Raw genomic sequence first — 13125 nt, 5'->3', positions numbered from 1 at the left:
ACGCCGGCCGACTTACGAGGCCGCCCGGCGTCGAGTTGCGGAGTCCGGACCGGCCACCGGCCTGCATAGGAGGCGGTCGCCGGTTTGGGCGTCGCGGCAGCTGTCGGTCATCACGACGGCGCCAATAGAAAGCTTCAGCCGCGTCCCACGAACGGCATCGCCGTGGCCATGATCGTCATGGTCAGGATGTTCGCATCGAGCGGCAGACTCGCCATTGTTACGATGGCATTCGCGACGTGCTCGGGGTCGATCACCGGCTCCTCGCGCATGCTGCCGTCGGCTTGGATGACACCAGCCTTCATCCGCCCGCCCATCTTGGTGTCGGCGTTGCCGACATCGATCTGTCCGCACGCGATAGCGTGGCGTCGCCCGTCGAGCGCAGTGGACCGCGTCAGGCCCGTGACTGCGTGTTTGGCGGCGGTGTAGGGGGCCGAGCCGGGCCGCGGCGCGTGGGCCGAGATCGAACCGTTGTTGATGATCCTGCCGCCGCCCGGCTTCTGCGCCTTCATGATCCGGAAGGCCTCGCGTGTGCACAGGAAGGTGCTAGTCACGATCGCGTCTTGGACCGTGCGCCACTGACCGAGGTCGATCGCATCGATCTCGGCCGCCGGGATGTTAGACCCGGCATTGTTGAACAGCAGGTCAACCCGTCCGTGTCGATCCAGTACCTCGGCGAACAAGCGCTCGACCGATGCGGGGTCGGTCACGTCTGCGACGATGGCCTCGGCCGAAACGCCGCCGTCTCGGATGGACGAGGCAGCATCCTCAAGTTCGACCACTCGGCGGCCGACTAGTACGACCGCGAAGCCGCTCTGTGCTAGGGCGCGCGCGGAGACCCTGCCAATTCCGCTACTTGCGCCCGTGACGATCGCGATCTTTCGAGACATGTCAGCCTCCCTGCTCCATGTGGGCGATGCGCACGATTTGTTTTCAGGAGACGGAGCGCCGAGCCGGGGTTTCTGCGACGGGCGTGAGCGGTCCCTGACCAGCGAACCAAGCCACGAGATTGTCCACGACGAGGCGCGCCATGGCGTTGCGCGTGTGGTGTGAAGCGGAGCCGATATGCGGCAAGAGCACCGCGTTCTCGCAAGCCAGCAGGCTCGCGGGAACCTGCGGCTCGTGCTCGAACACGTCGAGCCCGGCTGCTGCGATGGTCCCATCGCCGAGCGCCACGGCGAGGTGCGCCTCGTTGATGATCGAGCCGCGGCCGACGTTGATGACGATGCCGTTCGAACCCAGCGCTTCAAGCACGGGCCGGTCGACAAGCCCATCCGTTGAGGGACCGCCGGGGGCCGCGATGATCAAGGTGTCGACCGCGTCCGCCAGGGCGATCAGGTCGCGGTGATACGGGTAGGTCACCTCGGTCTGGCGACGACGCCCGCAATAGCTGACCGGCACGCCGAAGGCCTCGACGCGGCGCGCGATGGCCTTGCCGATGCGGCCGAGTCCCAAGATACCAACCGAGCGCTCGCGTAAGCTCGATGTGAGCGGGAACACACCGGTGCGCCAGTGACCGGCGCGCAGGAAGCGCTCGGCCTGTCCAGTCCGCCGCACTGTGCCGAGCAGGAGCGCTAGGGCGATGTCGGCGACATCCTCCGTGAGTACGTCTGGCGTATGGGTGACAACGATCCCGCGCCGCGCCGCTTCGGCAGCATCAATATGGTCGTATCCGACACCGAAGCTGGCGACGATTTCGAGGTTGGGAAGTCGATCAAAAAGACGGCTGTCGATCGGGTCGTGGCCGCCTCCGGCAGCGATAGCGCGCACGGCCGCAGCCTCTTTGTCCGAGAGGGCTGTAAAGTCGGTGTTGTTAGGTATTCGAAGAGGTGCGAAATGATCCGCCACTCCCTGATCAATCAATAGCTTCGGAATGCCGTAGTGCAATACGTGGGGCTTCAAAATCGTCATCGGAAATTGCCCCGTCCTCCCCGCCCGTCCCTCGTATCGGGGACAGATCTTCAGGACTTCATGCGAACATCATTGCCAATTGGAGTCCAACTTAATCTCAGCATAGATCGATGCGCCTGCGGCATCGATGGTGGCAATGCCTGCGATTTTTCGATCGTTCAGGGCATGGCTGAGGAGCGGAGTGTCGGGGAAAGCCTATGCGCAGGCGGTTGCGTAACGGACAGGCGCCGCAGCAGTCGTGGTGGCAGCTGAAAACGGATGCGCGTCAGCGCAGCGACGTAGCATGACCGCTTTCGCGACGATCCAATCCAAAGCAGACCAGCCGCATTCGGCAATGGCATGCCGGCGCGGAACGCCCTCGAAGCGTCTTAAAGGGGTGGATTGCTGCTGTTGCGGTTTCAGCAGCGAGTTCGAACAAAGCGGACGCTCGGCGGTTGGCCGGAATTGGCCGAAAACGGAATGGCTCCTTCGGAGTAGGCTGGCCGCAAAAGCCCATGGCCTCCTACCCACTCTAGCCGGTCATTTCGATTTGTTGAGGCGGAGCCCGGAAGCGGGCATCGAGCTAAGCGCCACTGGGAACTGACGCCGGCCGTTGGCAGCCCAAGTCCTTAGGAAGAATTGCCGCCCGTTCACCGATCCAACTGTATCTGGGACGGCACGGCCCGAGGCCGGCGAACTGGTCCGCGCTCCCGCGCCCTTGGATCGGCTCAGGTCCTCGGCTCCGCTTCGTAACGGGCGACGTCACGCTGCCGCAGTACGGTGGCTTGACGGTGTGATACTGGTAGACCCGTATCAGGGGCAGGAGTCCTCGCCCCGCGTTAGCCCCTCGCCACGAGCCATGCCCGGCAAGTCCAACCTTCCCACGCATCCGTCGCCGAACTGCCCGAACCTTGGCTGACGCCTTCCAGTTCCTGCCGTCCGGCAGCCAGATAGGCGCCGAGATCCGCGTCTACGACTGGTCGGCCACGTCGCTCGGGTCGCCCGACCGCTGGCCGTCGTCCCTACGTGTCAGGCTGGCCCAGATGCTCGCCTGCCCGACAGCCATGTTCCTCGCCTGGGGGCCGGAGCTGCTCTGCTTCTACAACGATGCCTACAGGCCGGTCCTCGGCTACCGCCAGACCGAGGCCCTGGGTCGTCCCTTCCGCGAGGTCTGGGCGAGCATCTGGGACGAGATCGAGCCACTGGTGCAAGCGACCCTGGAGGGACGGAGCCAAACCCTGACCGACGTCATGCTCGACCTCTCGCGCGAGGGCCGGCCCGAGCAAAGCTGGTGGTCGTTCACCTACTCGCCCGCCCTCGACGATGCGGGCGCGGTCAACGGCCTGTTCTGCGTCACGGCCGAGACCACCGACAGGGTCCGCGGCGAGGCTGCCCTGCACGAGAGCGAAGACCATTTCCGGCACACGGTCGAACTGAACCCGCAGGTACCCTGGACCTGCGACCCCGATGGGAACATCGTCTCTTACTCGAACCGCTGGCTGGAGATCACGGGGCAGCGCCCCGGCGAACCCCTGGGCTCCGGCTGGGTCAAGGCCCTGCACGCCGAGGACGTGGACGAGACCTTGGCGAGGTTCGCCGCCGCGCTCGCCTCGGGCGAGCCGGTAGACGTGGACTACCGCGTCCGGATGGCGGCAACCGGGGACTTCCGCTGGATGCGCGCCCGCGCCTACCCGCGTCGGGACGCGGCCGGTGCCATCGTGCGCTGGTATGGGGTCGTGGAGGATGTACACGACCGCAAGCTGGCCGAGGCGCGGCTGCACGAGATGAACGCGACGCTGGAGCGGCGGGTCGAGGAGGCGCTCGCCCAGCGGAAGCTCTGGGCCGACGTATTCGAGACGACCGATGCCCTCGTCTGCGCCCTCGGCACGGACTTCAGTATCCTGGCCGCCAACAAAGCCTGGATCGCGGAGATCGAGTCCGTCTACGACGTGCGGCCGCGCGTCGGCGACAACCTTCTGGACCTCCTATCCCACATGCCCGAGGTGCTCGCGCAGGTTCGCCCGGTTTGGTCGCGAGCGCTCGCGGGCGAGGAGTTCACCCTGGTCGAGGCATTCGGCGATCCGCAGCGTCGACGCCGGCACTTCGAGGTGAAGTTCACGACGCTGCGGGACGCGCAGGGGACGCGGATAGGCGCCTTCCAGTACGTCCAGGACGTGACTGAGCATCTGCGTGAGCAGGAGCGGCTCTCTCGCGCCGAGGAGACGCTTCGGCACACCCAGAAGCTGGAAGCCATCGGCCAGTTGACCGGTGGCGTGGCCCATGACTTCAACAACATGCTGACCATCATCCGTTCGTCGGTGGAGTTCCTGCGTCGCCCGAACCTCGCGGAGGACCGGCGCACCCGCTACCTGGAGTCGGTCTCGGATACGGTGGATCGCGCCGCCAAGCTGACGAGCCAGCTTCTCGCCTTCGCCCGGCGGCAACCCCTCAAGGCCGAAGTATTCGATGTCGGCGCCCGCCTGCAGGACGTGTCGAACATGCTGGGCGCGGTGACCGGCGCGCGCATCAAGCTCGAAACGGAGGTGCCTGCTCAGCCCTGTTATGTGCGAGTCGACGCGAGTCAGTTCGAAACCGCGCTCATCAACTTGGCGGTCAACGCGCGAGACGCCATGGACGGCGAAGGCACGCTGACCCTGCGGCTCGACGGCAGCCGCCCGATGCCCCGCGTCCGCTCGCACGCGGGCGCGGCCGGTCCCTTCGTCGCCTTATCGGTGACGGACGGCGGGACCGGCATCGCACCGGACCTGCTGCCGCGGATCTTCGAGCCATTCTTCACGACGAAGTCGATCGGCAAGGGCACGGGCCTCGGGCTCAGCCAGGTCATCGGCTTCGCCAAGCAGTCGGGGGGCGACGTCGACGTCTCCAGCGAGGTCGGGCACGGGTCGACCTTCGTGCTTTACCTGCCGCAGACCGATCCGCCGACCATCCCGCAGGACAAGCCCGAAACGGGTCCCGCCGAGGCGCCCGAGGCATCGCGCAGGCTTTGCGTTCTCGTGGTCGAGGACAATCCCGACGTCGGGCGCTTCTGCACGCAGATCCTGGAGGATCTCGGTCATGCCACCGTCTGGGCGCTCGACGCCGAGTCGGCGCTCGCTGAGATCGAGCGGGCACCCGCCCGGTTCGATGCCGTCTTCTCGGACGTGGTGATGCCAGGCATGGGCGGCGTCGCGTTGGCCCGGCGATTGCGGTCGAGCCATCCCGCACTGCCGGTGATCCTGACGACCGGCTACAGCGACGTGCTCGCCCGGGACGACGCTCACGGCTTCGAGGTCGTGCGCAAGCCCTACTCGGCGGCGCAGGTCGCCGGTGCCCTCCGGGCGGCGGCGCCCATACGACGGCGTGCATTCGTGTGAATGCTGCCTGTCGAGCCGGATCAGGAATGTGCCAGTACCGCGACCGGACCGAAGATCCACCTGTCATCCGAACCGCGCCGATACCTTCTTCCAGGATGGTGACGAAAGCCGCCGGAGAACAGACTTGGGCGCATCACCGCCATAGCTACGGCGGAACCTGCGTCCGCTTTCGGGATCCGCAGGGCCGCGCGTGACTGACTGCGCTGGGTCGCCAGCGGAACGTCCACAAATGGCCGCCCTCATCTCAGCAGCTTCGATTGGGGTGCCTTCTCGCCTCGTCGGCATGGGCCGGCGAGGCGACTGACGATGGGATACTCCGCACTTGATCCGGCTACGAAAGGCCGGCCTGCCTGGAACGCCGGCCGCAAGCTCGGCGCCAAACGAGCCCTCAAACCTCAGCAGGTCTGGGCCATCCGGTTCTGGCTCAATCGCGAACGGCGCGTGCGCGACCGCGCGATGTTCGACCTTGCCATCGACAGTAAGCTGCGAGGCTGCGACATCGTCAAACTCAAGATTGGCGATCTCGTCAGCGGCGGCCGCGTCCGCAGCCGGGCCATCGTCATTCAGCGCAAGACCGGCCGGCCGGTGCAGTTCGAATTGCTCGAACCAGCGCGTACCAGCATCCTGGCATGGCTGGAGGCCAGGGGTGGATCGCTCGACGACTTTGCCTTCCCGAGCAGGCTCGATGGCGTCACTCATATCAGCACCCGGCAGTATGCACGCCAGGTCCACGAGTGGGTCTCGGGCATCGGGCTGCGAAGCGAGGATTACGGGACGCACTCGCTCCGTCGCACGAAGGCGTCGTTGATCTACAAACGGACCAGCAATCTGCGAGCGGTGCAGATCCTACTGGGCCATACCAAGATCGAGAGCACGGTCAGGTACCTCGGTGTCGACGTCGAGGATGCCCTGACCCCGGCAGAGGGAACTGAGATTTGAGCGTTCGGCCCCTCAGCTTCAGTGTCGAGGGGCTTCGAAACTACTCTGGCAGCAGTGCGCCCAACCCGGTCAGTCCGAGCCGTTCTGACGTTTCTCCATTGCGGACATTGGCGTGAGAGCTGCCACGCATGACTGTTCGCAAATGGCGCGACCGTCGGCGGGTGATTGCATCGTGTCACCGTCGTAGGCTGACCGACACGAGTGGGTACGCTTAACCGCGAGACTGGCGCGGCGCTCAGGACATGCCGAGCCTGCTCGGCGCCTGCGGGAAGTCACTCCCTGAGCATCTCGGGGGGCTTCTCGTCCGGCATCGTCTCACGCACGTGGTGCCGGACGATCTTGGCGCTGAACGGCTTGCCGATGAACGTCGCGCCCTCAGGCAGATCGCCCGATCCGGGCTCAGCATGACCCGAGGCGACCACGACCGCGACGTGCGGCCAACGCTCGGCGGTTTGGCGGGCGAGGTCGAAGCCGTCTTCCCCCTCGGGCAACTGCACGTCGGTGAAGAGAAGTTGGACCACGTCGTGGTGCCGTTCCAGAACATGCAGAGGCTGGGCGACGTTCATCGCCTCCAACACCCGAAAGCCCGCATTTTCGAGGATGCTGGTAGCCTCCATCTGGATGAGGGCGTTGTCATCGACGACGAGGGCGTGGGGCGCATCGCCCGAATTTGTCTGTGTCACGCAATAACAATGTCCCACCTGGCCGGTATGATCGCCGGCCAACACAGTTTAAATCGATGCTCGCAATAGCAGAAAGCAACGCTCGTCATCCAAACTCGACCTACCTGTCGGAACCGTGGAACCGTTTAGAGAGCTAAGCCGCAACTGTGTGATTGCCCTTCGCGACCATGCAGGCCGAGGCAGCCCAACCATGAAGCGCATCACCTTTTACATCCGCGGCGACCGGCGCGTCCTGCTCGCCCGGTCGGAGCGCGAGGCGGCGCTCATGGCGGAGTCGGTCATCCGTCGCTACGACGACCCGCCCGGCAGGGTCGGCTTCATCATCGACGCCTCGGACGCCCAGGCAAGCGCGCGCATCGCGGCCTACCTGGACGATGCCGCCCAGGAGATGGAACTCGCATGAGCTCTTCGTCCACCCATCGACCGGGAGGTGGACCGATGTGCGCGATCCGCGGCGCGGCGAGTGGCGCCTGGATGCATCAGCCGCCGACCTCGATATCGCTACTCCCCTCCTTCCATGCGACCGGACCGGTGGCCAACGACAATCGGGCACGCAAGCCGCGGAACGGTTGGGGCGCAGCCGATGCCCTCGCCATCGCGTGGCGGCTCCTGCTCGGGGCCAGCGGCATCGGCATGATCGCCACCACAGCATGCCTGCTCGACCTTGGCCGTTAGGTCCCGTAGTCGACCATCCGAGGTGCATGCCCGTTCGAAGGTCTAACGGGTAGCGAGGCCAGTAGGCCACGCATACGTGACGGAACGGTCGCGGCGCGCTCACCGTATCTCGGTGGAGGTGCGCTCGTCACCGGAGAGGCAGAGGCGCATGGAAGCGACGATGGTGCAGGGCGAGGCCCCCGCGACGAGCCGCGCCGTCTCCGCAGCCGCCGCCCTGGGCGCACTCGGCATCGTCTACGGCGACATCGGCACCAGCCCGCTCTACGCCCTGCGCGAGACCATCAAAGCTGCGGCCGCTGACGGTCCGCCGCAGCGCGAGGCGGTCCTCGGCTCCGTCTCCCTCATCCTGTGGTCGCTCGTGGTCATCGTTGCGCTGAAGTACGCCATCCTGATCCTGCGCGCCGACAACCGCGGCGAGGGCGGCATCGTCGCCATGCTGGCGCTTCTGGGCGAACGGCACGCACCTGCCCGCTCCCGCGGTGGTCTGTTGCTCGTCGTCGGAATGATCGGCGCGGCCCTTCTCTACGGCGACGGCGCGATCACGCCGGCCATCTCCGTCCTGTCCGCCGTCGAGGGGCTGAAGCTCGACGCGCCGAGCGTCGTGCATCAGCCACGAGACGGTGGTGGCCTCGGAGAAACGTCCCGGCATGGCGGGTTGGCGCGAGGAGGTCTTCGCGCTGATGCAGCGCAATGCCGAGGAGACGGCGAGCTACCTGTGCGTACCGGCCCGGCAGGTGATGGAGGTCGGCACCGAGATGGAGGTGTGAGTGGTGGCCGTTCGACGAAGGCGTAGGGCGCGATGAGGACGCCGAAGGGCTTTGCCGAGTTCGCCTCACGGGTGGCGCGCGCCGCGGGTCGGCCGACGACCTTCGCGCTCAGCCTGATCCTCATCGTGGTCTGGGCGGTCACGGGGCCGCTGTTCGGCTTCTCTGACACGTGGCAGTTGGTGATCAACACCGGGACGACCATCGTGACGTTCCTGATGGTGTTCCTCATCCAGAACACGCAGAACCGGGATGGAGCGGCGATCCAGGCCAAGCTCGACGAGCTGATCCGAGCGAGCGCGGCCCAGAACCGCTTCATCGGCATCGAGGGCTTGGCGGAAGAGGAGCTCGACGAGTTGCGCGCCAGGCTCGCGCTCCACAACGGTGCGCCTTCGAGCTCGGTGATCGAAGCCGCCGATCAGGCAGAGGCTGCCGCCGATGTCACAGCTCGCGAGGCGGCGCAACGAGTTGCCGGGTCGCCCAGCTATCCGAGATGAAACAAGCGTACAGCCCTGGGCCGTATGGCATCCGATGCGGCCTGACCCATCGGACGAGCAGCCACGCGCTTCCGTCCCGGGCCGGGGACGTCATCGCCTAAACGTCCGCCGCACCGGGACAGGCGAAGCTTGCCCACGTCCGCTCCGCCTTCACGCTCTCGCACGAGACGTATGGCAGCCCGCCCATGACACACGAGCTGCGCGAGCAGGGCTTGGCGGCAGGCCGGCGACGCGTGGCCCGGCTGATGCGGGAGAACGGGCTCAAGGCCCGCCAGCCGCGCCGCTTCCGGCGCACCACGGACAGCAGTCACGCCTTTCCAGTCGCCCCCAACCGGCGCGCCAAGGACTTCACGGCAGCAGGGCCGGATCGGAAGTGGGGCGCGGACATCTCCTACGTCTGGACGCGGGAGGGCTGGCTGTACAGGGGTGGCTGTACCTGGCGGTGGTCCTCGATCTGTACTCCCGACGGGTCGTGGGCTGGGCGGTGGGCGATCGCCTTCACAAGGAACTTGCACTGGCTGCGTTGCGACGTGCCCTTTGGTCTGGCGCACCGCGTTCCAGACGCGAGCCGAGGCTATCGACGCGCTGGCCCGTYACATCGATGGCTTCTACAATCCCCGACGCCGTCACTCGGCACTCGGCTTCACAAGCCCCACCCAGTTCGAGAGGGGCATCGCCCACCAAACCGCTCTCCACTGAACTGAAGCAAGTCCATAGAACCCGAAGGCGATCTGCGAGCGGACAGGACTGTGACGGGACGGCACTCCCTCCAGCTCCTATCAGGTCACGTCTCGTGACGCCCCGGGTGCAGCCTGGAGGGCCGACAGATCAACGCCATGACACGTGGTCAATCGTAAGCACGGGTCAGGCCTTCCAGGCTGCACGCACCTTCTCACAGTCGTAGGCGTCGCCCACCGAGCCCATAGAGGGCCGCACGCCCGCTTCGCGGCAGCGACCGAAGGCCAGCGACGTGTATTGCGATCCCTGGTCGGAGTGGTGGATCACATCGCGCGGCCGGCGCTGCATGATGGCCATCTCCAGTGCGTCGAGCACGAGTTCGGTCCGCAGGTGGCTGGCCATCGACCCGCCCACGACGCGCCGGCTCTAGGCGTCGACCACCAAGGCGAGGTAGAGGAAGCCCGCGGCGGTCGGCACGAAGGTGATGTCACCTACCCAGAGCTGGTTGGGGGCCTCGGCCGAGAAGTTGCGGTCCACGAGATCGGGCGCGGGGCGGGCCTCCCGGTCGCGTCGAGTGGTCACGACGCCTCCGCGCCGGCGGCTGACGCCGACAAGGCCCGCCTCGCGCATCAGCCGCGCAATGCACTTGCGTCCGTGTCGTGCGCCCGGCGCTGCCAGCGTAGCGTGCACGCGCGGCGCGCCGTAAGTCTCGCCCGACCCAGCGTGAACGGTGCGGATCTGCTTCAACAACGCGGCATCCGCCACGGCACGGACGGAGGGCGCGCGCTGCCGCCGAGCGTGATAGCCGGCATCCGACACGCCGAGCACGCGTGCCATGGCCGCAATGGGGAAGACGGCCTGGTTCGCGCTCATGAACGGGAAGAGCCCGACGGAACCGCGCCGCTCTCCCGTGCGAACCAGGCCGCGGCTTTTGAGAGGATGTCGCGCTCCAACCGAAGCTGCCGCACCTCGCGGCGTAGACGGGCCAGTTCCTCCCGCTCGGCGAGCGCCAGGACGTCACTCTTGGAGGCGCCACAGCTCTCACCGCGGTCGGCTTGAGCGACCCAGTTGCGGATGGCCTGGGCGGAGGGCTCAAACTCGCGGGCGAGATCAGCCGGGTCGCGTCCGGCGCGGACCAATTCGACCATCTGACGGCGGAACTCGGGGGCGTAGGACGGGCGTGTATGAGGCATGGAGCGCACCTCGTGCGGAAAGTCTGAAGGGCTCCACGAGACCGGGTCAACTCCAGTCGGTGCTGACTCATTCTAGGGCGGCTGCATCCGATCCCCGTGTCTTCCGGGTCACAGGGCGGACGGATAGTTAAAGCCGGCTTCCACGTTGCGGGCTTCGTCGCGGACCGTTGGAGATGAGGATGGCACAAACGGTGACTTGCCGCTTCGTCGACTGCCCGGATGGGAGGTTTGCAGTCTTGGCAGTTCTCAGCTCAGGTTCGGTGTACCGATGCGGCGGGTTGTTGACCTTGGCAGAGGCGAACGCGTCCGTTGAGACCCTGCGAGCCCTGTTGGCCGCTTTTGGAGCGCAGCTCGTCGCGGAGGCGAGCGAAGGCTTCGGCACAGGCGTTTCGGCAGCCCAAAGCGAATGAGAGCGATGCGGGAAATTGGGTGGCGCCGGACTGCCGCGCGAACGAGGCGCCATGGGGGCGCAAGCGGAACCGTATGCATCATTCGGACGCTTATGAGGTCACGTTCCCCTCCGGGACCGATGGGGTGGGTTCTCGCCTCTCGGTGACCGGACATGGCACACCTATCCCGCCGGTCCCATGCTCGCCACCACGCATCTTTCGCTCATCAACGTGTTCACCGGCGACATCCAGGGGGGACTCGGGCCCTTCCTGGGCACTTGGTTGGCTGAGACCGGCGGCTGGTCGCCGGCGCGGGTCGGGTTCGTCACAACGCTGGTGGGGGTCGGTGCCCTGTTCCTCAGCGGTCCAGCCGGCGCGCTCGTCGACCGGATCGGGCGCCCCCGCCTCCTCATCGCCGGCGCCTGTGCGGCCATCCTCGCCGGCACGATGCTGGTCTTGCCCGCCACGTCGTTCCTGGCTGTGTTCGCCGCCCAGATGCTGGCGGCGGCCGGCGGCGTGCTCCTTCTACCCGCTGTCACCGAGCTGACCCTCGGCATCGTCGGCAAGGACCGCTTTCCGAAGCAGCAAGGACGCAACCAAGCCTATAACCATCTCGGCATCCTGATCGCGGCCGGCCTCATCAGCTTCGGCACCGCTCGTCTCGGACCGGCTGTGGCCTTCTGGGTGCTCGGTGCCATGGCCCTGCTGGCCATCGCGGCCAGCGTGACGACCCCGGGGCACTGCTACAACGGACGCCGTGCGGTCGGCTGGAAGGAAGACGATCCTGACGACAAGCCGGAACGGGCGACCACCCGAAGCGTGCTCTCGAACCGCAAACTGTTAGTACTGGCGATTTCACTTGCTCTGTTCAACCTCGGCAATGGAGGCATGCTGAGCCTGCTCGGGCAGAAGCTTGTTGCGGCCGGCAGCGACGCCACGGCCTGGACGGCTCGTTACGTCATGGTGGCACAGCTCGTGATGATCCCGGTGGCGCTGTTCGCGGGCTCGCTGGCGGACAAGCGCGGACGGCGCAAACTGCTGCTCGTGGCGCTGGCGGTGCTGCCGGTGCGTGCGGCGCTGTCCGCCTTCATCGACGATCCGGTGTGGTTGCTCTCAGCCGAGATCTTCGACGGCGTCGCCTCCGGCATCGTCGGCGTTGCCGTGCCGGTGGTGGTAGCGGATCTGACCTGGGGCTCGGGTCGCACCCAGACAGCGCTGGGCACCGTCAACGCGGTGCAGGGCATCGGCGGAGCACTGTCCGCCTGGTACGGCGGCCTGGCGCAGTCTCTGCTTGGCTGGACTGGAGCGTTCCTGGCGCTCGGTGCGCCTGCCCTCGTGGCTCTAGCGCTGGTCATCTGGCTAGATTCAACTGCGGAACCGGGTCGCCGCACACGCCGGCGCGAGTTGAGGGCTGCAGCCCTGCAGCCCGCATGAGAGCTTACAACGGGCTCGCTGATCCGACGATGTCATTGGGTGGCGTATTGGCGGTAGTGATACCCGCTTAATCTATGACGCATTGACTCCTTACGCTCACACTCTGGTCCTTATCTATATGAAGAAGGCACAGCATTGACCCAAGGGCCTTCGGTTTGCAACGATGCGAAACGCAGCAGCACGACACGTTTGCTTCTGGCGTTTGCATTCCGAAAGCAGACGAGCCGTAATCGGCCCGACTACGTCATGTCGGATCGCTGGCGCGTAGGACCGGACATTCGGCTTGGCGCCCGTTGCGGCTGCTTAGCCGATCTCGGCGGCGTCTCCGAAGCGGACCTTGCAGCAGCTCAGCTTATCGGCCTTTAGGGCCTGTCGTCGCCTGAACGGACTGGCGGGGCTTGCGTTTTCGTCTCTCCAAGGCAGGAGGGATGATGCTGAGCGACGCGCAATGGTCTGAGCTGGAGCCGCTGGTCGAGGCGTGCCGTCCGAAGGCCAAGACGCCACCGCAGGACCTGCAACGCACACTCTCGGCCATTCTCTGGCGGCATCAGAACGGGGCGAAATGGCGGGCCATTCCGGAGGATCTTGGTCCTTGGTGGCGGGCCGCACAGA

At 66.3% G+C, this 13125-nt stretch carries 10 protein-coding genes and 3 pseudogenes; 9 read left to right on the top strand and 4 right to left on the bottom strand.

The window, feature by feature from the left end:
• Positions 1-134 precede the first annotated feature (134 nt).
• Complete coding sequence (locus tag ACXJL8_RS05400; RefSeq protein WP_456684712.1) at positions 135-887, bottom strand: SDR family oxidoreductase; 753 nt, start codon at positions 885-887, stop codon at positions 135-137.
• 43 nt (positions 888-930) lie between these two features.
• Entirely contained in the window at positions 931-1908 is a 978-nt protein-coding gene (locus tag ACXJL8_RS05395; protein ID WP_456684711.1) for a 2-hydroxyacid dehydrogenase, read from the bottom strand.
• Positions 1909-2798: 890 nt separating this feature from the next.
• On the opposite strand from ACXJL8_RS05395, the gene ACXJL8_RS05390 reads away from it, so the two are divergent.
• Together ACXJL8_RS05390 and ACXJL8_RS05385 are read left to right on the top strand one after the other, a co-directional pair.
• On the top strand, positions 2799-5261 hold the full coding sequence (locus ACXJL8_RS05390; RefSeq protein WP_456684710.1) for a PAS domain-containing protein: 2463 nt from the start codon (positions 2799-2801) through the stop codon (positions 5259-5261).
• Positions 5262-5567: 306 nt separating this feature from the next.
• Entirely contained in the window at positions 5568-6200 is a 633-nt protein-coding gene (locus ACXJL8_RS05385; RefSeq protein WP_456684709.1) for a tyrosine-type recombinase/integrase, read from the top strand.
• Between the two features lie 272 nt (positions 6201-6472).
• Here ACXJL8_RS05385 and ACXJL8_RS05380 read toward each other — a convergent pair whose 3' ends face one another.
• Positions 6473-6883 carry a response regulator gene (locus tag ACXJL8_RS05380; protein ID WP_456684708.1) on the bottom strand — a complete coding sequence of 137 codons (411 nt, stop codon included), beginning with the start codon at positions 6881-6883 and terminating at the stop codon, positions 6473-6475.
• Between the two features lie 190 nt (positions 6884-7073).
• Here ACXJL8_RS05380 and ACXJL8_RS05375 point away from each other — a divergent pair, with 190 nt between their 5' ends.
• The 5 genes and pseudogenes from ACXJL8_RS05375 to ACXJL8_RS05355 form a co-directional block, all read left to right on the top strand.
• Positions 7074-7286 (top strand): hypothetical protein, encoded by a 213-nt coding sequence (locus ACXJL8_RS05375; RefSeq protein WP_456684707.1) that lies wholly within the window; start codon positions 7074-7076, stop codon positions 7284-7286.
• 35 nt (positions 7287-7321) lie between these two features.
• Positions 7322-7558: a hypothetical protein gene (locus ACXJL8_RS05370; RefSeq protein WP_456684706.1), complete on the top strand. Its 237-nt coding sequence runs from the start codon at positions 7322-7324 to the stop codon at positions 7556-7558.
• Between the two features lie 148 nt (positions 7559-7706).
• Positions 7707-8159, top strand: a pseudogene (locus ACXJL8_RS05365) (KUP/HAK/KT family potassium transporter); the annotation flags it as partial.
• 198 nt (positions 8160-8357) lie between these two features.
• Positions 8358-8819, top strand: a complete 462-nt coding sequence (locus ACXJL8_RS05360; protein WP_456684705.1) for a low affinity iron permease family protein — start codon at positions 8358-8360, stop codon at positions 8817-8819.
• A 128-nt stretch (positions 8820-8947) separates the two neighbouring features.
• Positions 8948-9518: pseudogene (locus ACXJL8_RS05355) on the top strand (IS3 family transposase); the annotation flags it as partial.
• 198 nt (positions 9519-9716) lie between these two features.
• On the opposite strand, the pseudogene ACXJL8_RS05350 reads toward ACXJL8_RS05355, so the two are convergent.
• Positions 9717-10690 (bottom strand): annotated as a pseudogene (locus ACXJL8_RS05350) (IS3 family transposase); the annotation flags it as partial.
• A gap of 587 nt (positions 10691-11277) precedes the next feature.
• On the opposite strand from ACXJL8_RS05350, the gene ACXJL8_RS05345 reads away from it, so the two are divergent.
• The gene (locus ACXJL8_RS05345; protein WP_456684704.1) at positions 11278-12513 is read left to right on the top strand and encodes an MFS transporter; all 1236 of its coding nucleotides are present in this window, start codon (positions 11278-11280) and stop codon (positions 12511-12513) included.
• 431 nt (positions 12514-12944) lie between these two features.
• A partial coding sequence (locus ACXJL8_RS05340) for a transposase (RefSeq protein ID WP_456684703.1) occupies positions 12945-13125 on the top strand: 181 nt, incomplete at its 3' end.

The organism is Bradyrhizobium sp. P5_C11_2 (assembly GCF_054049755.1).
This window is presented reverse-complemented; position numbering and strand designations above follow the sequence as displayed.

What these genes read in the sequence shown, in the direction of transcription:
- ACXJL8_RS05400 (WP_456684712.1), bottom strand. Translation starts at nt 887, where the DNA reads ATGTCTCGAAAGATCGCGATCGTCACGGGCGCAAGTAGCGGAATTGGC.
- ACXJL8_RS05385 (WP_456684709.1), top strand. Translation starts at nt 5,568, where the DNA reads ATGGGATACTCCGCACTTGATCCGGCTACGAAAGGCCGGCCTGCCTGG.
- ACXJL8_RS05375 (WP_456684707.1), top strand. Translation starts at nt 7,074, where the DNA reads ATGAAGCGCATCACCTTTTACATCCGCGGCGACCGGCGCGTCCTGCTC.
- ACXJL8_RS05395 (WP_456684711.1), bottom strand. Translation starts at nt 1,908, where the DNA reads ATGACGATTTTGAAGCCCCACGTATTGCACTACGGCATTCCGAAGCTA.
- ACXJL8_RS05360 (WP_456684705.1), top strand. Translation starts at nt 8,358, where the DNA reads ATGAGGACGCCGAAGGGCTTTGCCGAGTTCGCCTCACGGGTGGCGCGC.
- ACXJL8_RS05370 (WP_456684706.1), top strand. Translation starts at nt 7,322, where the DNA reads ATGTGCGCGATCCGCGGCGCGGCGAGTGGCGCCTGGATGCATCAGCCG.
- ACXJL8_RS05345 (WP_456684704.1), top strand. Translation starts at nt 11,278, where the DNA reads ATGCTCGCCACCACGCATCTTTCGCTCATCAACGTGTTCACCGGCGAC.